Origin of the sequence: Pseudonocardia sp. UM4_GMWB1 (genome assembly GCF_017312155.1) — a bacterium.
GTDB lineage: Bacteria > Actinomycetota > Actinomycetes > Mycobacteriales > Pseudonocardiaceae > Pseudonocardia > Pseudonocardia alni.
The window spans coordinates 974,665-1,000,163 of sequence record NZ_QJPN01000001.1 but is presented as its reverse complement, the minus strand read 5'-3'; the positions used below and the strand labels follow the sequence as shown (position 1 = coordinate 1,000,163).

Below are 25,499 nucleotides of genomic sequence, written 5' to 3'. Positions count from 1 at the left end.
GTGTGCCCACCGTGTCGTCGCGGGTGCGTCGATCGGGACCGGGGAGCGACGTCCATGACGCCCGCGGAGGTGGTCTCTCTCGTCCCCGTCCCGTTCCGTTTCCTCGACGGACCGGACAGCCGCGGGACGGGGGTGGTTCGGCGCGGCGGGTCCGGATGTGTGACTCGTTCAGGCGGCCGCTCCGGTGGACCGGCCGACGAGAAAGGTGAATGCGCGGAAAGAATTCGTCAATGAAGGGGCCCGTGAGCGGAATCACTGTGACAACGATGTAATTATCAGATTCTCCCTAAACGCACTGGTCAACGACGTCACATCACGGACCTATCACGTGGTCGTGAACATTTCTGATCCGGAAGCAACTCGAACCTTCCGGGGGCCTCGTTCGTCGTCACGGGGAGGTCCCGGACCCGCCCGCGCGGGGAGGAGGGACCCTCCTGCTGTGGCCGCGTTCACCGCTCGTCCTGCATGCTGGTTCGGTGAACGAACCTGCACCCGGCCCCGGGAGCCCGGCCGAGCTCGCCGACGCGCTGCGCGCGACCGGCTACCTCGCCGACGACGGTCTCGCGACGGCGGCCTTCCTCGCCCTGCGCATGAACCGTCCGCTCTTCTGCGAGGGCGAGCCGGGGACCGGCAAGACCGCGCTGGCCCAGGCACTGGCCGCCACGCTGGACGCACCGCTCATCCGCCTGCAGTGTCACGACGGAATCGACGCCGGTCAGGCCCTGTACGACTGGGACTTCCCCCGCCAGCTGCTGCACCTGCGCACCCTGGAGGCCGCGAGCGGGCGCGACGGGTTCGATCCGGACACCGTCGAGGCCGGCCTCTACGACGAGCGCTTCCTGCTGTCCCGCCCGATCCTGCAGGCGCTGCGCACCAGCCCGTCGGTGCTGCTCATCGACGAGATCGACCGCGCCGACGACGAGTTCGAGGCCTTCCTGCTGGAGGTCCTCACCGAGCACGCGGTGACCATCCCCGAGCTCGGGGAGGTGCGCGCCACGACGCCACCGGTCGTCGTCCTCACCTCGAACCGGACGCGCGAGGTGCACGACGCGCTCAAGCGGCGCTGCCTCTATCTCTGGCTGGAGCACCCGAACATCGAGCGCGAGATCGAGATCCTGCACAGCAGGCTGCCCGAGGTGCCCGAGCGCCTCGCCGCGTCGGTCGCGCGGGCCGTGCAGAAGCTGCGCCACGCCGACCTGATCAAGCCCCCGGGTGTCGCGGAGACCCTGGACTGGGCCCGGGCGTTGCAGCTGATCGGTGCCCGGCACCTGGATCCGGAGTCGGCGGCGCGCACCCTCGGCGCCGTCCTCAAGTACCGGGAGGACGCCGACCGGGTCCACAAGCAGCTCGACACCCTGCTGGCGTCCTGACCCGGCCGCGATGACCGTCCCCCCGAGCCCGTCCCCGGCGGCCCCGCCACGGCCGCCCGCGGCGGAGCCCACCGGCACCACCGACGAGCTGTTGACCGGATTCGTCGGGTTCACCGAGGTCCTGCGCGCGGCGGGGGTCCCGGTCACCCAGGACCGGGTGACCGCCTACCTGCAGGCGCTCGACACCCTGGAGGTCACCGACCGGGACCAGGCGTACTGGGCCGGCCGGCTGACGCTGTGCGCCGACCCCGACGACATCGTCCGGTACGACCTGGCGTTCCCGTCCTGGTTCGAGCCGACCAGCAACCGCCCGTCGAGCAACCGCGACGACCGCCCGCCCGCACCGCCGAAGCTGGCCGCGCTACTGCCCGGCAGCGAGGGCGGAGAGGACGACTCCGACGACACCGACGGCCCGCAGATCAAGGCCGCCGCGACCGGCGCGGAGATCCTGCGCAACCGCGACCTCGGGGAGCTCTCCCCCGCCGAGCGCGAGCACCTGCGCCGGCTGATGACCCTGCTGAAGCCGGAGCCGCCGACCCGGGCGTCGCGGCGCCGCAGGCGCAACCGGCACGGGGAGGCCGACCCGCAGCGCACGTTGCGCGCGGCGCTGCGCAACCAGGGCGAGATCTTCCGGCTGGCCCGGCGCGACACCTCGCGCCGGCCGCGCAAGGTCGTGCTGTTGATCGACGTCTCGGGGTCGATGGAGCCCTACGCGGACGCGCTGATGCGCTTCGCCCACGTCGTCGTCCGTCGCTCGCCGCGCTCGGTCGAGGCGTTCACCCTGGGCACCCGGCTCACCCGCATCACCCGTGAGCTGCGGCTGCGCGACCCCGAGCACGCGCTGCGCGCCGCGGGCAGGGCGATCCCGGACTGGTCGGGCGGCACCCGGCTGGGCGAGGTGCTGCAGGCCTTCGTCGACCGCTGGGGACGCCGCGGTGCGGCCCGGCGGGCGGTCGTGGTCGTCTTCTCCGACGGCTGGGAGCGCGGCGGCACCGAGCTGCTCGGCACCCAGGCCGAGCAGCTGTCCCGGCTGGCCCACCGGCTGGTCTGGGTCAACCCGCACGCGGGCAAGGACGGCTACGCCCCGGTCCAGGGGGGAATAGTCGCGGCCCTTCCGCACTTGGACGACCTGCTGGCCGGGCACAGCCTGGACACGCTGGAGAAACTGCTCGAGGTGGTGCGCAATGCGTGACGTGATCGACCAGCTCGAAGGCTGGTGGAAGAACGGTGAGCCGGCCGCGCTCGCGACGGTGGTCGGGACCTTCCGGTCCGCACCGCGCCAGCCGGGGGCATCGATGCTCGTCGGCCCGGCGGGCGAGGCCGTCGGCTCGGTCTCGGGCGGCTGCGTCGAGGGCGCGGTCTACGAGCTCGGGCAGCAGGTGCTGTCCGAGGAACGACCGGTGCTGCAGCGCTACGGCGTCTCCGACGACGACGCGTTCGCCGTCGGCCTGACCTGCGGCGGCATTCTCGACATCTTCGTGGAGAAGGTGACCCCGGAGACCTACGCACAGCTCGGCCGGATCGCCGAGGCGATCCGCGACGAGGACCCGGTCGCGGTGGCCACGGTCGTCGCGGGCCCCTCGGAACTGCTCGGCAGGCGCCTGATCGTCTGGCCGGACCGGACCGAGGGCGGCACCGGCTCGGACCGGATCGACGACGCCGTGCGCGACGACGTCCGCGGTCTGCTCGACTCCGGCCGCAACGCGACGCTGACCTACGGCGTCCACGGCGAGCGACGCGGGGAGGGTCTGCAGATCTTCGTCGAGTCGTTCGCGCCGCCGCCCCGCATGATCGTGTTCGGGGCGATCGACTTCGCCGCCGCGGTGGCCCGGATGGGCACCTTCCTCGGTTTCCGGGTGACCGTCTGCGACGCCCGTCCGGTGTTCGCGACCGCGAGCCGCTTCCCGGGTGCCAACGAGGTCGTGGTCGAGTGGCCGCACCGGTACCTGCAGGCCGAGGCCGACGCGGGCCGGATCGACCAGCGCACCGCGCTGTGCGTGCTCACCCACGACCCGAAGTTCGACGTGCCGCTGCTGGAGGTCGCGCTGCGGCTGCCCGAGGTCGGCTACATCGGGGCGATGGGCTCGCGGCGCACCCACGACGACCGCCTCGAGCGTCTGCGCGAGCGGGGCGTGACCGAGACCGAGATCGCGAAGATGTCGTCGCCGATCGGGCTGGACCTGGGGGCCCGTACCCCGGAGGAGACCGCGGTGTCGATCGCCGCGGAGATGATCGCCCAGCACTGGGGCGGCGAGGGCATCCGGTTGGCCGAACGCGAGGGGCCCATCCACGCGTCCTGACCTCCTCCGCTTTCGGCCAGGCCGGAGCCGGTCGACGACCCGGCTCCGACCTGCGGATCGGCGCGCCGTCCGCCGATCGAGGGGGTCGCGGGACAGGGTGTCCCTGTACCGTGGGCCTCACGCTCGTGACAGATCCGCTCGCCGTCGGCGAGTGGTGAGTCGACAACGCGCAGCAGCAGGAGGAGGGCAACGTGGTCCTCACCGGTTCCGCCGGTTCCGTCGCCCCTGACCACGGGCCGCGCGGGACCGTGCGACGGGAGACCGTTCTCGTGCTCGACGGGGAGACCGGCACGTCCGGCACCGACGAGGGCTACACCGTCCGCGCGGCGCACCGCCCGCGGGAGCGGCCGCGGCTGTCCAAGTTCCACGCCCCGGAGATCGTCTTCGGGCCGGACTCGCTGCCGGAGACCGCGCACGCCGCACTACGGCTCGGTGCGCGCCGGCCGTTCGTCGTCACCGACCCGGGGGTGACCGAGGCCGGGTGGCCCGCCGAACTCCTGCGCCACCTGCGCGCCGCGGGCCTGCGCCCGCAGCTGTGGAACGAGATCACCCCGAATCCGAAGGACCACGAGATCCAGGGCGGGTTCGAGCGCTACGAGAGCTCCGGCTGCGACGTGGTGATCGGCGTCGGCGGCGGCTCGGTGATCGACGCCGCGAAGGGCGTCGCCCTGCTCGCGGCCAACGGCGGCACGATCCTCGACTACGAGGGCATCGACCGCATCGCCAACCCGATCCCGCCGCTGGTGATGGTGCCGTCGACCTCGGGCACCGGCGCCGACGTCTCCCAGTTCTGCATCATCACCGACACGGCTCGCCTGACCAAGATCACCATCATGGGCCGGGCCCTGGTCCCGGACGTCTCGGTGATCGACCCGCGGCTGCTCGTCACCATGCCGGACTGGCTCAACGCCGCGACCGGCCTGGACGCGCTCACCCACGGCATCGAGGCGTTCGTGTCGCTGGCCCACGGCCCGCTGACCGACACCCACGCGCTGCACGCGGTCGCGCTCGTCCACGCCAACCTGCCGACCACGATGATCCGCCGCCACGACGACGGCCCCCGCACCGCGATGGCGCAGGCCGCGCTCGAGGCGGGCCTGGCGTTCACGAACGCGATCCTCGGCGCCACCCACGCCATGAGCCACCAGGTCGGCGGCATGCTCGATCTGCCGCACGGCCTGATCAACGGGGTGCTGCTGCCACACGTGATCCGGTTCAACGGTTCGGCCTCCGACGCCGACGCGGCGCGCTTCGTCCCGATCGCCCAGGCCATGGGGCTGCCCGCCCGGCCGGGGATGCCCGGCGACGAGGCCGTGGACATGGTCGCGACCGAGGTCCGCAAGCTGGCCGACGAGGTCGGCGTCCCGACCGGGCTCGCCGCGATCGGGGTGCGCGAGGCCGACGTCCCGCGGCTGTCCCGGCTCACCCTCGGCGACGCCTGCCTGACCACCAACCCGCGCACGGCGAGCGTGGAGCAGATCGAGAACCTGTTCCGGGAAGCGCTGTGACGCCCGCACGGAGGCCCTCGCGGTGACCGCCGCCGCCCGCTTCCCGCGCCGCCGCACACCCGCACCGCCCTCGTCGCCGGCCGCCGGGGGCCGGGCCCGCCCCGATCTCGACCAGCTCACCGGCCTGCGGACGGGCAAGCCGTCGTTCTACCCGGAGTACCGTGAGGGGGCCGAGCGGCTGCGCCGGGTCATCCTCGCGCTGGACCGGATCTCGGCCGCGCTGGTCCGCACGATGGAGGGTTCCGAGGCGCTGGTCCGCGCGGTCGCCGACGCGGCCGCCGACCACCTGTCGGCGGACTGGGTGGTGCTCGGGCTCGTCGACGGCGAGCTGCCCGACGCCGCGCCGCGGCACATCGTTCTCGGGCCGGACGGGGTCGAGTGGGCCGACCTGGGGTCGGTGCCCGAGCGCGTGCGCCGGCACGTGGAGCGGCTGCACGCCGGTGACGGCCATCATCACCACCACGAGGACGACCCGCGTCCCCGGCACCTGCACGTCCCCATCCGGCTCGACGGACGCACCGTCGGCGGGTTCGTCGCGTGGACGCCGCCGGAACGGCACATCGACGACACCGACCACTCGGTGCTGCGCATCCTGGCCGGTCAGACGGCGTCGGCGCTGCAGAACTGCGCGCTGCTGGAGCGGGCCGAGCGGCTGCACGCGCGCACCGCGGCCCAGGCCGAGGACCTGCGCGTCCGCAACGACGAGCTGATGCTCACCCAGCAGGCGCTCGGGGCGGCCCGCCAGCGGGAGGTCCTCGACAACGAGCGGCACCGCATCGCCCGCGAGCTGCACGACAGCGTCACCCAGTACGCCCTGTCGGCCGGGATGCACATCGAGCTGTGCCGGTCGGAGATCACCGAGCCGGTCCTGCTCCAGCACCTCGACACGGCCAAGGACCTGACCCGGCGCGCCGTCGAGCAGCTGCGGTCGGCGATCTACGCGCTCAACGACGACGACCACGCCGACAAGGACCTGCCCTCGATGCTGCGGCAGCTGTCCACCGTGCACATGCCCGACGAGCTGCGGGTCGAGGTGACGATCGGCGGGGCCCCGGTGCCGCTGCCGCACGAGCACGAGCAGTCGCTGTTCCGGATCGCCGGCGAGGCGTTGTTCAACACGGCGATGCACGCGTCGGCCTCACGGGCGGTGGTGCGACTGGCCTACGCCGACGGCCGCGTCCGCCTGTCGATCTCCGACGACGGCGGCGCCTCCCCCGAGCAGATCCGCCGCACGCTGCGTGCGGCGTCGGTCCGCGGCCCCTCCGGGGAGCACCGCGGCCTCGTGAACATGGACGCCCGCGCCCGCGAGATGGGCGGGACCCTGCGGTTCCGCCGCTCGCGGATCGGTGGGCTGCAGGTGCAGGTGGACGTCCCGATCGGGGCGCCGGGGAAGGAGCTCGGATGAGCAGCGGCACACGGACCGCCCCGGGCGGTCCCGGGTACGTCACCGGCGGCACCGCCCGGGGCCGCGTCGTCACGGACGCCCGCAGCGGCGGCGGACCGGATGCCCGCGGCGGAGCCGGTGTCGGCGCGCGCGGCCCCGGCCACGGCGGTGGTCACAGCGGTGGTCACGGCATCCCCGGTCAGGCGGGCCCCGGGCAGGGCGGCGGGAACGCGCCGGGCGGCGGGATGCACGGGTCCGGTGGGACCGCCGCGACCCGCACCGGTCCCGGTCCCGCGGGAGTCGCGGCGCGGCCGATCCGGATCGTGCTGGTCGACGACCACTCGATCATGCGCCAGGGGCTGCGCGCGGTACTGGAGCGCGAGGACGACCTGCGCATCGTGGGCGAGGCGGGCAGCGCACCGGAGGCGTTCGCCGCCGTCGCGACCGGCCGGCCGCAGGTGGTGCTGCTCGACCTCAAGCTGGCGTCCGGCCCGCAGACCGACGGTCTCGAGGTCTGCCGCAAGCTGTGCGCCGACCACCCCGGCATCGGGGTGCTGGTGCTGACGACCTTCGCCGAGGACCGCCTCGTCGTCGAGTCGGTGCAGGCCGGCGCCCGCGGCTACGTGGTGAAGGACGTCGACACCACCGAGCTCGTCCGTGCCATCCGCGCGGTGTCCCGCGGAGAGAGCGCGTTCGACGCCCGGTCCGCGTCGGCGATGGTGCGGTCGCTGTCCGGCGGGATGCCCGACCGGGAACGGCTGACCGACCGTGAGCTGGACGTGCTCCGCCTGCTGGCCCGGGGGCTGTCCAACCGCGCGATCGGCGCCGAGCTGTTCATCTCCGAGACGACGGTCAAGTTCCACGTCGGCAACCTGATGCGCAAGCTGATGGTGTCGCGTCGCGCCGAGGCGGTCTACGCGGCCACCAAGCTCGGCCTCCTCTGACCTCGATGTCCCCGGCCACGCCTCTCCGCCCGGCACGGCGGCACGGCGGCACGGCGGCACGGCGGCACGGCGGGAGGGTGTGTGCGAGGCGAGGGGGCGTCGTCGCTGATTCCGGATCGCGTTCCGCGGAACGCGATCGCCCCGGTCCGCGCCGATCCCACCGTCGGTGTGGACCGGAACTGTCGGGCCCACCCGGCACACTCCTGTCGAACACACGTTCGACGAAGGAGAAAGCGCCGTGCCGACCTCCACCCCCACGACCACGCCCGCCGGTGAACTGAGCCTGCCGGATCTCGAGTCCGAACTCCTCGGTCTCGCGGGCCACATCGCCGCCGCCGAGTGCCGGTTCCTGCGCCTGCTCGCCGAGTTCGACGACCGCGGCGGCTGGTGCGGCGTCGGCGTCCGGTCCTGCGCCCATTGGCTGACCTGGCGGGCGGGGATGAGCCTGCGCACCGCGACCGAGCACCTGCGGGTCGCGCACGCACTGACCCGGCTGCCCCGGATCACCGAGGCGTTCGCGGCCGGCCGGATCTCCTACTCCAAGGTCCGGGCCGTCACCCGCCTCGTCGGCGCGGACGACGCGGTCCTCGACCGCATGGCCGCCGCTGCTCCGCCGGCCACCGCCACGGAGCCGCTCCGGCGCCCAGGTCGCGACCCCGACGACGACTCCGGCGGGGCATCGGTCGACTGCGCAGCACGGGGAGGGCCAGACGACACCGTCCGGGGAGCGGGAGACGCGTCCGACACGGGCACGGACCGCAGCGCCGGAGACGTCGACGGCCCCGGAACGGGCGCCGGATCCGACCTGTCGGACGGCGGGAGGACGGACAGAGCCACCACGTCACCCGCCGGACGCGGGGACACCGGTCCGTGGGACGGCACGGGGAGCCGGCCGGTCGCCGTCGCCGCTCCGGAGCCGCTCGGGGACACCGAGCCGGACTATCCTCCGCTGGTCGCAGCCGGGCCGGACGCCGAGCAGGTGCTCCTGGACCTGGCGCTCGGCGGGACCGCGAGCCATGTCGAGACCGTCGTCCGCGCGGTCCGCCGCCGCTGCGCGCCGCCGCGCGACGTCGCCGCCCGGCGCGGGGTGAGCTGGCACCACGACGTCGACGGGTCCCTGGTCGTACGGGCCCGGCTCACTCCCGAGGACGGCGCCCTCCTGGTCGCCGCGATCGAGGCCGGGGTCGCCACCGCACGCCCGGCTCCCGCCGGCCACACCGCCCCGCCCGGCGACGAGGACACCGACGATCCGGCCGCACGTGAGGGGCGACGGTCGGGGTGGGACGGGCCCGATCCGCACGAACAGGCCCGCCGCACGGAGGAACAGACACCGGGCGCCGTCGTCGACACCCTGGCCGCCCGGCGGGCCGACGCCCTGCTGGACCTGGTCGTCCGCGGGCCGGGAGCGGCCGGAGCCGCGGTGGTCGAGCGGGGTGCGGCGCGGGTGACGGTCGTCGTCGACGCGGGGACCGGCACCGCGCGCCTCGCCGGCGGCCCCGAGATCGCCGCGAGCACCGCCGAGCGCCTGGCCTGCGACGCCCGGGCCCGGGTGCTGCTCACCGACCGCGCCGCGAACCGGATGTACCTCGGCCGGAGCAGGCGCCTGGCGAGCCCGGCGCAGATCGCCGCCCTGACCGCCGACGGCGGCGGTTGCTGCCGGTTCCCGGGGTGCCACCACACACGCCACCTGCACGCCCACCACGTCCGGCACTGGCTGCGGGGCGGGCCGACGGACGTCGACAACCTGGTCCTGCTCTGCTCGTTCCACCACCGGCTGGTGCACGATCACGGCTACCTGGTCCTGCGCCCACCCGGCGAGGACTGGCTGTTCCACCGGCCCGACGGCACTGCCGTCGAGGCCACGGGCAGACCGCTGGACGGCAGCGCCGAGTCCCTCGTCGAACGGAACACGCGGGCCCGGCTGCGGATCGATCGCAGCACCCTCACCCCGGACTGGTACGGCGACCGGCTCGACCCCGAGCCGATCCTCGACGCCCTGCTCCCGCCCGGCACGACGGCCGCCGCGGCCTGAACCCCGCAGGTCCTCCGCCGGGCGACCGAGCACCCACACGGCCGGAAGAGGACGCGGGCCACAGCGCACCGGCCGGTGGGAGACCGCCGGAGACCGGCGCGGAACCGGTGGGCGGGAGGACGGACCGCGTTCCGCGGAACGCGACGTCGGCCCGCCCACCCGGCATCCACGCCCGGACCGGGCCTGCGCCTTCGTGACCGGCCCGGTCAGCGCGTCGCCTGGACGGTGACACCCAGTGGCACATCGGGGAGGCCGTCGGTCACGTGCCACTCGCCGTCGTCGTCCTCGGCCATCCGGCCGGGCAGGGCCTCCCAGGGGACGGCCCGGTGCTCGGTGAGACCGGACAGCGTCGGTCCCTGGTCGAGGAGCGCGGTGACGATCTCACCGAGGCCGTGGTTCCACTCGTGGGATCGGCGACGAGTGCGTCCACGCCGTAGTCGGGGCTCTGCGCGTGCAGCGGGACGCGGTCGTCCCAGGAGGCGCGGTCGAGGGAGAGCGAACGGTCCACCCGCCGGCAGAGCACGGGCGGGCCGCGGGGACGACCGGTTTCCGGTCCCGGTAGACAGGTCCGATGCGCTGGTACGCCGAACGCCCCGACCGGATCGCCCGCCAGGTCGTCGCCGACGTCGTCGCGCTGCTGTGGACGGTCCTCGCCGTCACCGCCGGCGTGGCCGTGCACGACGGGTTGTCCGCGCTGCGTGGGCCCGGAGACTCGCTGGTCGCCGCGGGCGGACGGGTCTCCGACACCTTCACCGGCGTCGCCGGGGCGGTCGGTTCGATCCCGTTCATCGGGTCCGACCTGGCCCGCGCGCTGGATCCGGCCGCGGGGGCGGGCACCGAGCTCGTCGCGGCGGGGCGGGAGTTCGGCGACGCCGTCGGCACCCTCGCGACGGGGGCGCTGGTCGTCGTCCCGCTGGTGATGCTGCTGCCGGTGCTGCTCGGCTGGCTGCCGCTGCGGCTGCGCTACGCCCGGCGGGCCGGTGCCGCCGTCGCGGCGCGGACCGCCGCGCCGGACCTGCTGGCCGTGCGGGCGCTGTCCCGGGTGCCGGTGTCACGGCTGGTCCGGGTCGCGCCGGACCCGGCGGCGGCCTGGCGGTCGGGGGACCCGGCGGTCGTCGCGGCGCTGGCCGCGCTGGAGCTGTCGGACCTGGGTCTGCACGCCCGTCCGCACGACTGAGCGATGCGGCGGTCGCGGTCGCGCGGGTGTGGCGGCCGGTGGGCGGAACGGGGTGCGAAGCTGTCGCTCATGCCGCTGTTCGCTCTGGAGGGCCTCTCCCCCACCGTGCACCCGGACGCCTTCGTCGCTCCGACCGCGACGCTCGTCGGGGACGTGCGCGTCGAGGAGGGCGCCTCGATCTGGTACAATGCCGTGCTCCGCGCCGACCTGGGGCCGATCGTCGTGCGCGCCGGCGCCAACGTGCAGGACGGGTCGGTGCTGCACGGCGGCGACGACCCGGTCACCGAGATCGGCGAGGGCGCCACGATCGGGCACCTGTGCGTGGTGCACGGCGCCGTGATCGGGGCGCGCGCGGTCGTCGGGAACGGCAGCACCGTGCAGGACGGTGCCCGGATCGGCGAGGGCGCGATGGTCGCCGCCGGGTCGACGGTCGCGCCGAACTCCGAGCTGGCCGCCGACCGGCTGATGCTCGGCTCCGCGGCGAAGGAGCACGGCGAGCTGACCGAGCAGGCCCGCTGGTGGGTGCGGACCAACCCGGACTTCTACCGCGCCCTGGCCCGGCGGCACGCCGATGGCGTCGCCCCCGCCTGAGCCCTCCCGATCCGGTCCGGTGCGTTCCGCGGAACGCACCCGGACATCGGTCCTCAGTCCTCCCGGTCGGGCGAGCTCGCCTGTGCCCGGTAGCGGCGCGGGATCCGACCGGCGTGCCGGGCGTCCCAGCCCGCCTCCACCCCGCGGCGCATCGCGCGGGCCATCCGCTCCGGGTCGGCGGCACGGGTGACGGCGGTGGCGAGCAGGACCGCGTCGCAGCCCAGCTCCATCGCCAGCGCCGCCTCCGAGGCGGTGCCGATCCCGGCGTCGAGCACGACCGGCACGCCCGCGGCGGCCACGATCATCTCGATGTTGTGCGGGTTGCGGATGCCCAGCCCGGTCCCGATCGGCGAGCCGAGCGGCATGACCGCGGCGCACCCGACCTGCTCCAGGCGACGGGCGAGGACCGGGTCGTCGTTGGTGTAGGGCAGCACGGTGAAGCCGTCGTCGACGAGCTGCTCGGCGGCGTCGAGGAGCTCGACCGGGTCGGGCAGCAGCGTCGTCTCGTCGGCGACGACCTCCAGCTTGACCAGGTCGGTCTCCATCGCCTCGCGCGCCATCCGCGCCGTGAGCACCGCCTCGGCGGCGGTCCGGCAGCCGGCAGTGTTGGGCAGCACGGCGATCCCGAGGCGGCGCAGCAGGTCCAGCAGCCCGGTCCCGCCCGCGACGTCGACACGGCGCAGCGCCACCGTCGTCAGCTCGGTGCCGGACGCGACCAGCGCCCGCTCCAGGATCTCCAGGTTCGCGGCACCACCGGTGCCCATCACCAGCCGCGAGTCGAACAGGTGGTCACCGAACGCGAGCTTGTCGGTCTGCACTGCCATGCTCATCCTCCCTGTACCGCGGTCAGTACCTCGACCCGCGCGCCGTCGGCGGGGCGGTGCCCGGCCCACGACGTGCGCGGCACGACCTCCCCGTCCACGGCGACGGCGATCCCCCGCTCCGGCAGCCCGGCCTCGGCCAGGATCCGGGCGAGGTCGGCGCCGTCGTCGACGTCGCGGTGCTCGCCGTTCAGCACGATCCGCATCAGTGGTTCCCCTCCTCGCGTGCCCCGGCGGCGGCCGGGGCGAACCGTCGCGGATCCGCCGCGCGGACCGGTCCCGGTACGTCGTCGCCGCGCAGCAGCGCCGCGACGGCCGCCGCGGTCACCGGTACCAGCAGCATCCCGTTGCGGCCGTGCCCGGTGGCCGCGACCAGCCCGTCGGGCCCGGTGCGCCCGATCAGCGGCAGGTTGTCCCGGCTGCCAGGCCGCAGCCCGGCGGCGGTCTCGGTCAGGGCGTACTCGGCGATGCCGGGCAGGATCCGCTCCGCGTCGCGCAGCAGGTCGCGCACCCCACCGACGGTGACGTCGGTGTCGAAGCCGTTCTCGGCGGTCGTCGCGCCGATCACGAGGTCGCCGTACCCGGGCAGCGTCCGCGGCACGGCGTACACCGGGCGCCCGTCGACGAGCGCCCGCACCGTCCGCGACGGCGGCGGCAGGGCACCGGCGCGGCGGGTCAGCCGCAGGATCTCGCCCTTCACCGGGCGGACCAGCCCGTCGAGCACCGGGTGCAGCGACGACGAGTGCGCCCCCGCCGCGACGACGACCGCGTCCGCCGCGATCTCGGTCCCGTCCGCGAGCCGCACGCCGGTGACACGGGCGCCGTCGTCGAGCACGCGCGCGACCCCGCGGTCGGAGACGACGACCCCGGCCCGCCCGGCCGCGGTCGCCAGCGCGGCGAGCAGCCGCCGGTTGTCCACCGACGGGTCGTCGGGCACCGAGAGGCCGCCACGGACCTCCGGGCCCAGCGCGGGTTCGAGCCGGCGCAGCTCGCGACCGGTCAGCCGGTGCACGTCCCGGCCGAGGGACTCCAGGTAGTCCGCGAGCGCGGTCAGCTCGGCGCGGTCCCCCGACCCGGTCGCGGCGACGACGGTGCCCTCCGGGTGCAACCCGGCGTCGGTGCCGGCGTCGGCGGACAGAGCCGCGGCGAACTCCGGCCAGCGTGCGACCGAGTCCAGCCCGAGGGCGAGGAGATCCTCCTCGCCGGGCCAGGCCTCGGTGACCGGGGCGAGCATCCCGCCGGCCACCCAGGACGCGCCGCGACCGGGGGCCGGGTCGAACACCGTCACCGACCAGCCGTCGCGAGCCGCCGCGCGGGCGACGGACAGGCCGACGGCCCCCGCACCCGCGACGACCAGCCGTCCGGCACTCGCGCTCATGGGATCCACCTCACTCCCTGCGCCGGCATGACCCGGATCAGGTTCGACGGTCGGGACCGCGTCGCGGGTCCCCTCTCAGCCCGCTGCCCGGGCTCCCGTGGTTCGTCGTCGTCCGGGGCCCAGGCTACGCCGTAGCCTGCGAGCCGTGTCCGACACCGATACCCGTCCCGGCACCGGCGACACCCGTCGCACCCGGCTCGACGGCCTCACCGACGCCCGTCTCTACCTGTGCACCGACGCCCGCACCGCGCGCGGTGACCTGGCGGAGTTCGCCGACGCCGCGCTCGCCGGCGGGGTCGACATCGTCCAGCTGCGGGACAAGGGCGGGCCCGACGGGCCGCTGGAGGCGAGCGCCGAGCTCGCCGCACTGGAGGTGCTCGCCGACGCCTGCCGCCGGCACGGCGCGCTGCTCGCGGTGAACGACCGCGCCGACGTCGCGCTCGCCGCGGGCGCCGACGTGCTGCACCTCGGCCAGGACGACCTGCCGGTGGCGTGGGCGCGCCGGGTCGTCGGCGACGACGTGCTCATCGGCCGGTCCTCGCACAGCCCCGCCGAGACCCTGACCGCCGCCGACGAGGACGGCGTGGACTACTTCTGCGTCGGCCCGTGCTGGCCGACCCCGACCAAGCCGGGACGTCCGGCCCCCGGCCTGGACCTGGTGCGCACGGTCGCCGGACGGGCCCCGGCGCGGCCGTGGTTCGCGATCGGGGGCATCGACGGCGACCGCCTGGACGAGGTCCTCGACGCCGGTGCGGACCGGATCGTCGTCGTCCGGGCGATCACCGAGGCCGAGGACCCGCGTGCGGCCGCGGCGGCGCTGCGGGCCCGCCTGCGCTGAGCCCGCCCGCGCCGGGCCCCGCCCGCGCTCGAACCGGCCGCGCTCGGACCGGCCCCGCGGCGCCGGGATCCGGCGCCGCGGCACACAGGTCAGTTCTGCGTGCCGGAACCCTGGTCGCCCGAGCCCTGGCCGCCGGGGTCCTGCCCGCCCGAGTCCTGGCCCGACTGGCCGGAGCCCGGCTGCTGGGTCGGCAGGACCCGGTTCAGCCCGTCCTGCAGCGGGTTCGACGAGCCCGAGCCGTCCTGACCGGAGTCCCGGTCACGGGTGCCGGTCGACGACTCCGACGTGCTGGTGCCCGACTCCTCGGTGGAGGTCGAGCTCGACGACGAGGTCGACGAGTCGCCCCCGGAGCCGTCGCCCCGGTCGTTCTCCTGCTGGGTGGGGGGAGCACCGCCACGGACGACGTTGCTCACCGAGGTCCCGGACGAGCCGGACAGCGACGAGCCCTTCACGAACTCGATGCCCGAGATCAGAAACATCGACACCGCGAAGGTGACGACGCCGAGCACCGCGGACACGATGACCGTCTTGCGGGTGACCCGGACCCGGCGGAACCGGCTGTGGCCCGCTCCGGCGGCACGGGTGGTGCCACCGGGTGCCTGCCACGGGTCCAGCAGCACCGTCTCCTCGCCGGTGGGCCCGGCGAGACCGTGGCCGGAACCGTTCTGCGCGGCGACCGCGGTGCCCTCGGCGACGCCCTTGCCGCGCCGGGTCGCCTTGTCCTTCAGCTCGAGTGCCTTGTCCTTGCTGACCTCGAGCGAGCGGGTGAACAGCGTGGTGGCCAGCGTCGAGATGATCGAGCCGAGCGCCGCGCCGATCACCGTGCCGACCGCGCCGAGGAACGAGCCGAGCACCGCCGTGACGATCGCCGCGCCGGCGCCGGCTGCGATCTTCGTCGGGCTGAGGTCGGCCTTGAGGCCACTCGCCTTCGTGGTGTCCGACGAGGCGTCGCCGGAGCCGTCACCGGACCCGCCCGAGCCCCCGGACCCACCGGGTCCGTTCGGTCCGCCGCCGACCGGGCCCACCGGACCGCCGGGGCCGACCGCACGGGTCGTGTCCGACGCGGGCGGCAGCACCCGGGTGCGCGGACGCCCACCGGGCGGGGTCCCGTCCGGCACGCCCGGCCCGGGCACGACCGGGCTCACCGGACGGCCACCGGGTGGGGTCTGCGTGGTCCGGCCGCGGACGGTGCCCGACGGCGGCTGCGGGACCCGGCCGCCGTGCGTGCGGGGCGGATTCGCGGTGCGCTGACGGGGCAGCCGCGGGGCGTCGGGGGCGGCCACCGGGCGACCGGTGCCGGGTCGGGGAGCGGACGGCTGGGCGGGAGGACGGGCCGGGCTCGGGACGCCACGAGGGGCGTCGCCGAAGCCGGGCTCCGGGGGGCGCTGGTGCGGCATGGCTCCTTGCAGTGATCGTCGGTGCGGCGGCTCGCCCCGGGGGAACGTCCGGGAGGCCACGATTGCGCCGGACGATCACCCGAAGTGGTGACCTTCACACGACCGAGCAAAGGTCACGGGAAGATCACGATTCTAGCGCTACGAGGTGTCAGAGCCCGTCACCGGGGGTGACGGATGCCCGGGTGATCGGCCGGCAGCGCCGTACGCAGCAACGGCCACGACACGAGCACGCTCAGCCCGACCAGCACCGGGCTCAGCACGGTCCGCGCGACACCCAGGAGCACGACCTGGTCGGCCGCCCACAACGGGAGGAACACCGACAGCCGTAGGACGTACTGCGCCACCCACGCCCAGGACGCCCGCTGGTACCCGCGGAGCAGGTCCGGGTCGCGCCGCCACCTCGTGCGCTGTCCCAGCAGCCCGCCGACGACGACCCCCAGCAGCGGCCACCGCACGACGATCGAGATCGCCCAGGCCAGCGCGCTGCCGACGTTGGACACGATCTGGACCAGGAAGAAGTCCGACGCCCGCCCGGTCACCAGCGCGATCCCGGCCGCGACGACGACCCCGGCCAGCCCGAACAGCACCGCCCGCGGCCGGCGGCCGCGGTACAGCCGCCACCCTGCCACCGCGGCCCCCGCGACGATCGCCGCGCCGGCCCCCCAGTTGATCGGGAACGCCGACCCCGCCGCCCCCGCGACCACCCAGGCGAGCACGAACGCGACCACCGGTATCGAGGCGTCCACGGCACCGGCCCGGCCACCGAGCAGTTCGGCGAGCTTCGGGTCCTCCCGGGATGCGGTGTGCGGAGCGCGATCGGACGTCACCCCGCTGAGGGTGCCCTATCCCGCACGCAGGGTCGACGGGATCCGATTGGCGGACAGCCCGGAACAGGGTGATCATCGGCGTAACGCCGGACATCGTTGCGGTGAACAACAGACAAGGCACGCGGAGGACCGGGGACGAGAGGGGGCCGTGCCGATGCACCAGCAGACGCACGCACACCACCGGAGCTACGTCGCGATCGGCGACAGTTTCACCGAGGGTCTCGACGACCTCACCCCCGACGGCCGGGCCCGCGGCTGGGCCGACCGCGTCGCCGAGACCCTCGCCCACCGCCGCCCGGGCTTCGGCTACGCCAACCTCGCCGTGCGCGGGAAGGTCCTCGACGAGATCGTCGCCGAGCAGCTCCCGGTCGCCGAACGGATGCGCCCCGACCTGATCACCTTCTGCGCGGGCGGCAACGACATCATCGGCTGGTCCTGCGACGTCGACGACCTCGCCGCCCGCTTCGACGCCGCGCTCGGCAGGCTGGTCGCAACCGGCGCCGAGGTGCTCATCTTCACCGGCTTCGACCTGCGCCGGATGCACCCGTTCATCCGCAGGCTGCGCGGCCGGATCGCCTGCTACAACGAGGACATGCGGGCCGCCGCCGAACGGCACGGCTGCCGCGTCGTCGACCTGTGGGCGATGGAGTGCCTCGCCGACCCGCGGGCCTGGGGGCCGGACCGGCTGCACCTGGTCCCGCACGCGCACGAGCGGGTCGCCTGGCGGGTGCTGGAGACCCTCGGCGAGCAGGCCCCGGACTGGCGCGGGCCGTGGCCGGAGCCCGAGGGCGGGCCGACCCCCTGGACCGCGCGCCAGGCCGAGGACCTGCGGTGGGTCACCCACCACGTGATGCCGTACCTGCGCAAGCGGCTGCGCGGCACGCACACGTGGGACGGCTACCGGCCCAAGCGTCCGGAGCTCTTACCCCTCCAGGACGCCTGAGCGCGGACGCTCAGCGGACCGGGGACCGGTCCCGGGCCGCGATGTGGGACGGACGTGGCCGCGGGGCCGAGAACGGCGCCACGCACTCGTTCTCGACGCTGTTGAACACCAGGAAGATGTTCGACCGCGGGTACGGGGTGATGTTGTCGCCCGACCCGTGCATGCAGTTGGAGTCGAAGAACGTGGCGCCGCCCGCCTCGCCGGTCATCATCGCGATGCCGTGCCGCTGGGCCAGCTTGGAGATGGACTCCGCGTCCGGGGTGCCGATCTCCTGCTCCTTCAGCGATGTCAGGTGGTAGTCCTCCGGGGTCTCCCCGACGCACGACACGAAGGTCCGGTGCGACCCCGGCATGATCATCAGGCAGCCGTTGAACGGGTGGTTGTCGGTCAGCGAGATCGAGCAGCTGACCGCACGCGGGCTGGGCATCCCGTCCTCGGCGTGCCAGGTCTCGAAGTCGGAGTGCCAGAAGAACCCCCCGCCACCGAGCCCGGGCTTGTAGTTGATCCGGCTCTGGTGCACGTACACGTCGGAGCCGAGGATCTGGCGGGCCCGGGAGAGCACCCGCTCGTCGCGCACCAGCCGGCCGATCGCCTCGGAGATCCGGTGGACCTCGAAGATCGAGCGGACCTCGTCCGAGGACTTCTCGACGATGCAGCGCTCATCGGCGCGGACCCCGGGATCGTGGGCGAGCCGGTCCAGCTCGGCCTGGTACTCCACGATCTCGTCGGCCGTCAGCAGGCCCGGCACCTGCACGAAGCCGTCGCGCTCGTGCGCCTCCAGCTCCTGGGCGCCGAACATGCCGGCGCTCGCCTTCGAGCCCCACACGGTGGGCTCGGCGCGGTCGATGAAGGCGGGGGTGTTCGAGACGCGCGTGGGGTAGCGGTCCCCGGCTCCACGCACGAGACGCGGTTCGTCGTTGCCGACCAGTGCGGTCATGGACCCTCCTGTGAGTCGCTGTGGGTTCGGTGTCCCTTCGGATGGACGTCGTGTGAACGACCGCGAGGGGCGTTCCCGCTGTCACACAGCGGAAACACCCCTCGCGGTGTCGATCCCGGTACGGAGCCCTCAGTCCTCCGTGACCAGCGGGTACACACCGTTCTCGTCGTGCACCTCACGACCGGTCACCGGCGGGTTGAACACACACACGCAGGTGATCTCGGTCTTCGGGCGGAGCTGGTGCTTCTCGTTGCCGTTCAGCACGTAGATCGAGCCCGGCTTGAGCTGGTACGTGACGTCGTTGTCCTTGTCGTACAGCTCGCCCTCACCGGAGGTGATGAAGACGGCCTCGATGTGGTTCGCGTACCAGAAGTCGTTGATCGTCCCGGCCTTCAGCGTGGTCTCGTGGACCGAGAACCCCACCTTGTCGTTGGCCAGGACGATGCGCTTGCTGCGCCACTGCTGGTCCTCGGAGACCACGTCACGCTCGGTGTCGGTGATCTCGTCGATGGTGCGGACGATCATGTTTGTGGATCAGCTCCCGATGACGGTCTTGACGGACTCGCCGATGATCGCAAGACCTTCGTCGAGCTCGTCGTCGGTGGTCGTGAGCGGCGCCAGGAGCTTGAGCACCTCGTCGTTCGGACCGGCGGTCTCCAGCAGCAGCCGCTGCTCGAAGGCCTTCGAGGCCACCTTCTCGGCGAGCCCCTCCCCCTCGAACTGGATGCCCCGCGCCATCCCACGACCCTTGGTGAACATCTCGGTGCCCTGGTTGTCACCGATGATCTTGTTGAAGGCCTCCTCGACCTTCTCGCCCTTGCGCAGCGTCTCCTTCTCCAGCGTGTCGTCGGTCCACCAGTTGCGCAGCGTGTGCGTGGCGGTGACGAACGCGGGGTTGTTGCCGCGGAAGGTGCCGTTGTGCTCGCCCGGGCCCCACTGGTCGTACTCGGGCTTGATCAGCACGAGCGCCATCGGGAGGCCGTAGCCGGAGATGGACTTCGAGATCGTGACGATGTCGGGCTCGATGCCCGCGATCTCGAAGGAGAAGAACGGGCCGGTCCGGCCGCAGCCCATCTGCACGTCGTCGACGATCATCAGGATGCCCTTGCGGGTGCAGAGGTCCCGCAGACCCTGCAGCCACTCGATGCGCGCCGGGTTGAGGCCGCCCTCGCCCTGCACGGTCTCGACGATGACCGCGCCCGGCTCGTTGAGGCTGGAGCCGGTGTCGTCGAGGACCTTCTCGAACCACAGGAAGTCGGGCATCTTGCCGTCGAAGTAGTTGTCGAACGGCATCGGCGTCGAGTGGACCAGCGGGATGCCGGCACCGCCGCGCTTCATCGAGTTGCCGGTGACCGACAGGGCGCCCAGCGTCATGCCGTGGAAGGCGTTCGTGAAGTTGATCAGCGCCTCCCGGCCGCTGATCTTGCGCGCGAGCTTCAGCGCCGACTCGACGGCGTTGGCGCCGGTCGGGCCGGGGAACTGCACCTTGTACTCCAGGCCACGCGGCTTGAGGATGATGTCCTCGAACGTGGTCAGGAACTCGCCCTTGGCCGAGGTGTACATGTCCAGCCCGTGGGTGATGCCGTCACGGGTCAGGTACTCGATCAGCGGCTTCTTGAGCACCTCGGGGTTGTGCCCGTAGTTCAGGGCGCCCGCGCCACCGAAGAAGTCGAGGTAGGAGTGGCCGTCGACGTCGGTCAGACGGCTGCCCTTCGCCGTGTCGAAGACGACGGGCCAGTTGCGGCAGTAGCTCCGGACCTGGGACTCGAGATCCTCGAAAACGGTCATGTGTTCCCACCCTTGTCTGCTGCGATCGGGCCGATGAGATAGAGGTTCTCCGGCTCGTGCTCGTCACCGAGCAGGTCCGGACCGAAGAGGTCCTCCCGCTCGATCGTCATGTCGTGGCGCTCCGCGAACTTCGTGAACAGGCGGATCGAGGAGGCGTTGTCCGGCGTGATGGTGGTCTCCATCCGCTCGGCGCCCGCCTGGTCCCAGACGGCATCCAGCATCCGGCCGGCGAGCCCCGCACCGCGTGCCACCGGATCGACGCACACCTGCCAGATGAGCAGGGCGCCGTTCTCGGGGCGCAGGTAGCCGGTCGCGTAGCCGACGGCGCGACCGTCGTCGCGCCGGGCGATGACCGAGGTGCGCGCGAAGTCGCGGCACCACAGGATGTAGGCGTAACGGGAGTTCGCGTCCAGCGTCCGCGCCTCCACCGCCAGCCGCCACATGTCCACCCCGTCGGCCGGGACCGGGGAGCCGATCTCGTACGAATGGTCACCGTCGGCGTCGGCCGCCGGGGCGGGTGCGCCGGTCGCGGCGTCCCCGTCCGGAGCCGTGGACGCCCGAGGAGGAGCCTGTTCGGGAGCGGTCATGACTGACTAGGTTAGTGCCGCCCGGCGTAGGTCGCAGCCGCTGACGACCGGCGGCCGACCTCGACGCCATGATCGACGTGACCGGCGCCACAGAATGATCCGGAACCATGCGACCGGGTGTCCGCCCAGGAAGACACCGTGATCACCGGCCCGTCCGGCGGGCCCCGGAACGAACCGGCCGGACCCGTCGAGGGCACGGACGTGGCCCTCGCCACGCTCCGCGACCACCCGCCCGCACGTTCGGCCAATCGTGCGGATGCACTTGCATCTGCACCGCTGCGGGGTGAGGATGGTTATTCCGTCGAATCGTGCCCGGAGGAGCTGCCGTGTCGGTGACACCCGCCAGTACGCGCCCCGTGGCCGTGGCGACCGCGCCGGTTGAGGAGCAGACCGTCACGGTCACCTGCGCCCGCGACAGCCGCAGCCACGTCGTGGCGCAGGCGGTGCTGGCCGACTCGCTCACCGCCGGAACCGGACACTGCACCGCGCTCTGCGGGCACGTGGTGCTGCCGGCGTCGCTGGCCTCCCCACCCGGGGACGGCTGCCTGCTGTGTGCCGAGACCTCCGGGGCCGGGCGTCGCGCCCGCCGCCGCGGACGGATCGGTTTCGGGCGTTCGGCCCGCGCCGCCTCCTGAGCGCCGCCGCCGACCGCCGACCACACAGCCGGTCCGTTCCCCCACCGCCGGCCGGGCCCCGACCCGCGCCGGTGGCTCTCCCTCACCCGCCACCGGTTCGGTCCCGCCGACGGATCAGCGCCCGCCGGACACGTCCAGCACGGCGCCGGTGACGTAGCTGGCCTCGTCCGACAGGAGCCAGGCGATCGCCGTCGCCACCTCGTCGGGGTGGCCGGCACGGCCCATCGGGATCGACGGCGCCATCCGCTCGATCCGCCCCGGCTCACCGGCCCGCGCGTGGAAGTCGGTGTCGAGCAGGCCCGGCCGTACGGCCGCCACCCGGATCCCGTCCGCGGCGACCTCCTTCGCGAGCCCGACGACGAGGGCCTCGACCCCGGCCTTCGCCGCCGCGTAGTCGTTCCACTCGTCGGGCGAGCCGAGCACCGCCGCGCGGGAGGTGATGTGCACGAGCACCCCGCCCGCTCCGCCGTAGCGGGTGGACATGCGGTGCACCGCCTCGCGCGAGCACAGCAGCGCCGCCCGCAGGTTGAGCGCGAGGACCTCGTCGATCCGTGCGTCGCTCATGTCCTCCAGGCGCTGCCGCGAGGGGGCGCCACCGGCGTTCGCGACCACTCCGGTCAGCGGCGACGGCATGGCGGCCGCCGCGTCGAACAGCTGCTCGACGCCCTCGGTGCGGGTGACGTCCGCGGCGACCGCGTCGGCGTGCACCCCGGCGGCCCGGCACTCCGCGACCACCGCCGCGGCGTCCTCGGGCGAGGCCCGGTGCCCGACGAGGACGTCCTGGCCGCGGCCGGCCAGGAGCCGGGCGGTGGCCGCGCCGACCCCCCGGCTGGCCCCCGTCACGAGCACCGTCATGCGTGGTCCGTCATGCCTGGTCCGTCATCCGTGGTCCGTCCTGTGGGCGGCCGTCAGGCCCGCTGGGTCTCGGGGCCGGGCTCCGGACGGGTGGCGCCCTCCGGCTGCCGGGTGCCCGGCTCCCGGACCTCGGTGTCGGCCCGGGTCGCGCCGCCGGGACCGATCTCCCCGGGGCGTCCGTCGTCGTCGCGCAGGCCGCGCATCTCGCTCTTCAGGATGCGGCTGGACCGGCCGACCGACCGCGCCATCTCCGGCAGCTTCTTCGCGCCGAACAGCAGGACCAGAACGACCAGCACGATCAACCAGTGGGTGGGGCTCATAGCGCCCATGACAGCCTCCTCGCTCGTCGACCGGATCAACGAACCATCCTCCGCCGGGGTTCTCCCGCGCAAGAACAGCCTCCCACGGCGCACGGAAACTGATCGCTCGGTCACTCACCGTTGATCCGGCGGCCTCGAACGGGTTTGGATGACGGTGACACCGTGGGCGGCACCGGCGCTGCCCGGGGACGAAGGAGCTGATCCGTGCAGCCGACCGCACTCGCGGCCCCGCAGGAGCTCGACCCGGTCGACCTGACCCGCTACCCGGTGCACGAACCGGGCTCGTCCGGGTGGGAGGACGCGGTCCGGCGGGCCCGCGCCCAGCTCGCCGCCGACGGCTGCGCGGTGCTCCCCGGGTTCGTCCGGGCGTCGTGGCGGGACCGGCTGCGGACCGAGGGCGAGGCGGTCGCCCCGCTGGCGCACTACGAGACCGCCGTGGTGAACGTCTACAACACCGACCCCGACCCCGCGCTGCCCGCCGACCACCCGGCGCGGGTACCGATGGAGCGGGGCAACGCCTTCGTCGCGCGCGACCGGATCCCGGCCGCCGCGCTGATCCACCGCCTGTACCCGCAGCCCGCGTTCCGCGCGTTCCTCGCCGCGTGCACCGGCGTGTCCGAGCTGTACGAGCTGGCCGACCCACTGGCCGGGCTGTGCCTCAACGTCGTCGGCGACGGCCGATCGCACCCGTGGCACTTCGACACCAACGAGATCGCGATCAGCCTGCTCACCCGCGCCCCGGAGGTCGGTGGGGTATTCGAGTACTGCCCGGACATCCGCAGCACGACGTCGGAGAACACCGGCGACGTCGCGGAGGTCCTGCAGGGGCGGGGCGGTGACCGGGTCCGGCGGCTGGTGCTGCGCCCCGGTGACCTGCAGCTGTTCCGCGGCCGGTACTCGCTGCACCGGGTGACCGAGGTGCGCGGCGACACCGCCCGGCACACGGCGATCTTCTCCTACAGCACGCGCACCGGGGTGGTCGGCAGCGCGGTCCGCACCCGCCAGCTGTTCGGGAGGACACTGTCCGAACACGGGGGGTCGCGTACCGTGCGTGTCGACGGGCTGCTGGACTGACGCCCGTGACCACCACGTTCGCGGCCGATGACGACCTGCCGAAGGTGCCGCTCCCGACCCTGTCCGCCTCGGTCGACCGGTTCCTGGAGTGGTGCGCCCCGCTGCTCACCCCCGACGAGTACGCCCGCACCGAGACCGCCGCCCGAGAGCTGCTCGCCGAGGGCGGCCCCGCGTCGGTGCTCCAGGCCGATCTCGAGCGCTTCGACGCCGGCGCCCACAGCTGGCTGGACGCGTTCTGGCCGTCGCGCTACCTGGGCCGGCGCGACCGGATCGCGCTCAACGCGAACTTCTTCTTCCTGTTCGGGCCGGGATCGACCACGGACCCGTGCGAGCGGGCCGCGCAGCTCACCGTCGCCGCCCTGGGGCACAAGGCCGATCTCGACGCCGGGACGTTCCCGCCGCTGGTCAACCGCGACGTGGCTCAGTCGATGGACCAGAGCCGCCACATCTTCTCCACCACCCGCATCCCGGGCGACCCCCAGGACACCGTCCGCACCCCCTACAGCGACGACTGGCCGGGTCCGTCCACCGAGCGGCACGTCGTGGTGCTGCACCGCGGCCGGATCCACCGCCTCGACGTGATCGGCGAGGACGGGGCGGCGCACACCGCCGGGGAGATCGCGGACGCGCTGCGGGAGATCCGCGAGACCCACCCCGAGCGGGCCGCCACCGGCGACGCGGTCGGCGCGCTGACGACCCTGGCCCGGGCCGAGTGGGCCGCGGTGCGGGACCGGCTGACCGGGCTGGATCCGGCCAACGCCGAGGCCGTCGACCTGGTGGAGCGGGCACTGCTCGCGGTCTGTCTGGACGAGACCGACCCCGCCGACGAGGAGTCCGCCGCGCGGACCCTGCTGGCGGGGGACTCCGGCGACCGTTGGTTCGACAAGGCGCTGTCGATCGTCGTGCTCGCCGACGGCACCGCCGGGGTCAACATCGAGCACTGCGAGCTCGACGGCACCACCGTCCTCACCCTGGTCGACGCGATGTTCGCCGACCCGCTGCAGGTGCACGCCGAGCGGATCGGGGCCCGTCCGCAGGGCGTCCCGTCGCACGCCGAGCTGCGGTTCGTCCTCGACGACGACCTGCGCGCCACCGTGGCCCGCGCGCACGACGAGTTCTCCGCGTTCCTCGACGCCACCGCCACCGAGCTCGTCGCCTTCGACGACTTCGGCGCGCGCGACGCGAAGGCCCTGAAGTGCTCCCCGGACGCCTTCGTGCAGGCCTGCTACCAGGTCGCGCACCGGCGGGCCAAGGGTGTCACCGGGGCCACCTACGAGTCGATCGCGACCCGGCAGTTCCGGCGCGGACGCACCGAGGCGATGCGGGTGATCACGCCGGAGATGGTGACCTTCGTCGACGCCATGGGGGACCCGCAGGCCTCCGACGCCGACAAGGTCGACACCTTCCGGGCCGCCGCCGCGGCGCACGGCGCCCGCGCGAAGCAGTGCCAGCAGGGCGACGCGCCCGAGCAGCACCTGTGGGAGCTGGACTGGATCCGGCGCCGTCGCGGGGCGGAGCTGGGCGTCACCGAGCAGCTGGCGGTGTTCGACTCCCCCGGCTGGACGATCATGCGCGACGACTGGCTGTCGACCAGCTCCGCGCCGTCGGACAACATCCGGTACTTCGGGTTCGGCTCGACCAGCTCGCGCTGCATCGGGGTGGCCTACGTGCTGCTGCCCGACCGCTTCCACGTGCACCTGTCCACCCCGGCCGACCAGGCCGAGGGGATGCACGCCTTCGCCCGGGAGCTGCGGACGGCGGTGACCGAGCTGCGGAACCTGCTTGCCTGAGCG

At 73.9% G+C, this 25,499-nt stretch carries 25 protein-coding genes and 1 riboswitch; of the genes, 14 read left to right on the top strand and 11 right to left on the bottom strand.

Features of this window, described 5'->3' with window-relative positions; all coding sequences use genetic code 11:
• Positions 1-476: 476 nt before the first annotated feature.
• The 9 genes from DMP15_RS04960 (at position 477) to DMP15_RS04920 (ending at position 11,306) form a co-directional block, all read left to right on the top strand.
• Complete coding sequence (locus DMP15_RS04960; protein ID WP_073576676.1) at positions 477-1,370, top strand: AAA family ATPase; 894 nt, start codon at positions 477-479, stop codon at positions 1,368-1,370.
• A gap of 10 nt (positions 1,371-1,380) precedes the next feature.
• Positions 1,381-2,562, top strand: a complete 1,182-nt coding sequence (locus DMP15_RS04955; RefSeq protein ID WP_083658813.1) for a vWA domain-containing protein — start codon at positions 1,381-1,383, stop codon at positions 2,560-2,562.
• The gene (locus DMP15_RS04950; protein ID WP_073576677.1) at positions 2,555-3,670 is read left to right on the top strand and encodes an XdhC family protein; all 1,116 of its coding nucleotides are present in this window, start codon (positions 2,555-2,557) and stop codon (positions 3,668-3,670) included. The genes DMP15_RS04955 and DMP15_RS04950 overlap by 8 nt, the downstream gene beginning before the upstream one ends.
• Before the next feature lie 191 nt (positions 3,671-3,861).
• Positions 3,862-5,178 carry an iron-containing alcohol dehydrogenase gene (locus tag DMP15_RS04945; protein WP_100878859.1) on the top strand — a complete coding sequence of 439 codons (1,317 nt, stop codon included), beginning with the start codon at positions 3,862-3,864 and terminating at the stop codon, positions 5,176-5,178.
• A gap of 22 nt (positions 5,179-5,200) precedes the next feature.
• The gene (locus DMP15_RS04940) at positions 5,201-6,583 is read left to right on the top strand and encodes a MadS family sensor histidine kinase (protein ID WP_083658814.1); all 1,383 of its coding nucleotides are present in this window, start codon (positions 5,201-5,203) and stop codon (positions 6,581-6,583) included.
• Positions 6,580-7,506 carry a MadR family response regulator transcription factor gene (locus tag DMP15_RS04935; RefSeq protein WP_308292854.1) on the top strand — a complete coding sequence of 309 codons (927 nt, stop codon included), beginning with the start codon at positions 6,580-6,582 and terminating at the stop codon, positions 7,504-7,506. Before DMP15_RS04940 ends, DMP15_RS04935 begins: the two co-directional genes overlap by 4 nt.
• 238 nt (positions 7,507-7,744) lie before the next feature.
• Positions 7,745-9,538, top strand: a complete 1,794-nt coding sequence (locus DMP15_RS04930; protein WP_073576678.1) for an HNH endonuclease signature motif containing protein — start codon at positions 7,745-7,747, stop codon at positions 9,536-9,538.
• A gap of 571 nt (positions 9,539-10,109) precedes the next feature.
• Positions 10,110-10,715 carry a hypothetical protein gene (locus DMP15_RS04925; RefSeq protein ID WP_073576679.1) on the top strand — a complete coding sequence of 202 codons (606 nt, stop codon included), beginning with the start codon at positions 10,110-10,112 and terminating at the stop codon, positions 10,713-10,715.
• 69 nt (positions 10,716-10,784) lie between these two features.
• On the top strand, positions 10,785-11,306 hold the full coding sequence (locus DMP15_RS04920) for a gamma carbonic anhydrase family protein (protein ID WP_073576912.1): 522 nt from the start codon (positions 10,785-10,787) through the stop codon (positions 11,304-11,306).
• Between the two features lie 53 nt (positions 11,307-11,359).
• Here DMP15_RS04920 and DMP15_RS04915 read toward each other — a convergent pair whose 3' ends face one another.
• The 3 genes from DMP15_RS04915 to thiO all read right to left on the bottom strand — a co-directional run bounded on the left by DMP15_RS04915 (position 11,360) and on the right by thiO (position 13,505).
• Complete coding sequence (locus tag DMP15_RS04915) at positions 11,360-12,130, bottom strand: thiazole synthase (RefSeq protein ID WP_139282893.1); 771 nt, start codon at positions 12,128-12,130, stop codon at positions 11,360-11,362.
• 2 nt (positions 12,131-12,132) lie between these two features.
• Positions 12,133-12,333 carry a sulfur carrier protein ThiS gene (gene thiS / locus DMP15_RS04910; RefSeq protein WP_062398305.1) on the bottom strand — a complete coding sequence of 67 codons (201 nt, stop codon included), beginning with the start codon at positions 12,331-12,333 and terminating at the stop codon, positions 12,133-12,135.
• Positions 12,333-13,505: a glycine oxidase ThiO gene (gene thiO, locus DMP15_RS04905; RefSeq protein ID WP_073576681.1), complete on the bottom strand. Its 1,173-nt coding sequence runs from the start codon at positions 13,503-13,505 to the stop codon at positions 12,333-12,335. The genes thiS and thiO overlap by 1 nt, the downstream gene beginning before the upstream one ends.
• Positions 13,503-13,611, bottom strand: a riboswitch (TPP riboswitch). It overlaps the preceding gene by 3 nt.
• Positions 13,612-13,650: 39 nt before the next feature.
• Between thiO and thiE the strand changes: the two genes are divergently transcribed.
• Positions 13,651-14,343, top strand: coding sequence for a thiamine phosphate synthase (thiE, locus tag DMP15_RS04900; protein WP_073576682.1), 693 nt, complete (start codon positions 13,651-13,653; stop codon positions 14,341-14,343).
• Between the two features lie 89 nt (positions 14,344-14,432).
• On the opposite strand, the gene DMP15_RS04895 is transcribed toward thiE, so the two are convergent.
• Positions 14,433-15,626 carry a hypothetical protein gene (locus tag DMP15_RS04895; protein WP_337825497.1) on the bottom strand — a complete coding sequence of 398 codons (1,194 nt, stop codon included), beginning with the start codon at positions 15,624-15,626 and terminating at the stop codon, positions 14,433-14,435.
• A gap of 272 nt (positions 15,627-15,898) precedes the next feature.
• The gene (locus tag DMP15_RS04890; RefSeq protein WP_073576684.1) at positions 15,899-16,567 is read right to left on the bottom strand and encodes a DUF3159 domain-containing protein; all 669 of its coding nucleotides are present in this window, start codon (positions 16,565-16,567) and stop codon (positions 15,899-15,901) included.
• 154 nt (positions 16,568-16,721) lie between these two features.
• Here DMP15_RS04890 and DMP15_RS04885 point away from each other — a divergent pair, with 154 nt between their 5' ends.
• Entirely contained in the window at positions 16,722-17,510 is a 789-nt protein-coding gene (locus tag DMP15_RS04885) for an SGNH/GDSL hydrolase family protein (protein ID WP_073576913.1), read from the top strand.
• A gap of 10 nt (positions 17,511-17,520) precedes the next feature.
• Here the strand turns inward: DMP15_RS04885 and thpD are convergent, their stop codons facing one another.
• The 4 genes from thpD to ectA form a co-directional block, all read right to left on the bottom strand.
• Positions 17,521-18,447 carry an ectoine hydroxylase gene (gene thpD, locus DMP15_RS04880; RefSeq protein ID WP_073576685.1) on the bottom strand — a complete coding sequence of 309 codons (927 nt, stop codon included), beginning with the start codon at positions 18,445-18,447 and terminating at the stop codon, positions 17,521-17,523.
• 129 nt (positions 18,448-18,576) lie between these two features.
• Positions 18,577-18,972: an ectoine synthase gene (locus DMP15_RS04875; RefSeq protein WP_062398314.1), complete on the bottom strand. Its 396-nt coding sequence runs from the start codon at positions 18,970-18,972 to the stop codon at positions 18,577-18,579.
• A 9-nt stretch (positions 18,973-18,981) separates the two neighbouring features.
• A complete protein-coding gene (gene ectB, locus DMP15_RS04870; RefSeq protein WP_073576686.1) occupies positions 18,982-20,235 on the bottom strand; it encodes a diaminobutyrate--2-oxoglutarate transaminase in 1,254 nt (417 codons plus the stop codon).
• A complete protein-coding gene (ectA, locus tag DMP15_RS04865) occupies positions 20,232-20,822 on the bottom strand; it encodes a diaminobutyrate acetyltransferase (RefSeq protein WP_083658816.1) in 591 nt (196 codons plus the stop codon). The genes ectB and ectA overlap by 4 nt, the downstream gene beginning before the upstream one ends.
• A 326-nt stretch (positions 20,823-21,148) precedes the next feature.
• Here ectA and DMP15_RS04860 point away from each other — a divergent pair, with 326 nt between their 5' ends.
• Positions 21,149-21,457 (top strand): hypothetical protein, encoded by a 309-nt coding sequence (locus DMP15_RS04860; RefSeq protein WP_139282894.1) that lies wholly within the window; start codon positions 21,149-21,151, stop codon positions 21,455-21,457.
• A gap of 114 nt (positions 21,458-21,571) precedes the next feature.
• On the opposite strand, the gene DMP15_RS04855 is transcribed toward DMP15_RS04860, so the two are convergent.
• The gene (locus DMP15_RS04855; protein WP_073576688.1) at positions 21,572-22,312 is read right to left on the bottom strand and encodes an SDR family oxidoreductase; all 741 of its coding nucleotides are present in this window, start codon (positions 22,310-22,312) and stop codon (positions 21,572-21,574) included.
• Between the two features lie 53 nt (positions 22,313-22,365).
• On the bottom strand, positions 22,366-22,632 hold the full coding sequence (tatA, locus tag DMP15_RS04850; protein ID WP_253068826.1) for a Sec-independent protein translocase subunit TatA: 267 nt from the start codon (positions 22,630-22,632) through the stop codon (positions 22,366-22,368).
• 204 nt (positions 22,633-22,836) lie between these two features.
• Here tatA and DMP15_RS04845 point away from each other — a divergent pair, with 204 nt between their 5' ends.
• Positions 22,837-23,706 (top strand): HalD/BesD family halogenase, encoded by an 870-nt coding sequence (locus tag DMP15_RS04845; protein ID WP_073576690.1) that lies wholly within the window; start codon positions 22,837-22,839, stop codon positions 23,704-23,706.
• A gap of 5 nt (positions 23,707-23,711) precedes the next feature.
• On the top strand, positions 23,712-25,496 hold the full coding sequence (locus DMP15_RS04840; RefSeq protein WP_073576691.1) for a choline/carnitine O-acyltransferase: 1,785 nt from the start codon (positions 23,712-23,714) through the stop codon (positions 25,494-25,496).
• Positions 25,497-25,499: the final 3 nt, after the last annotated feature.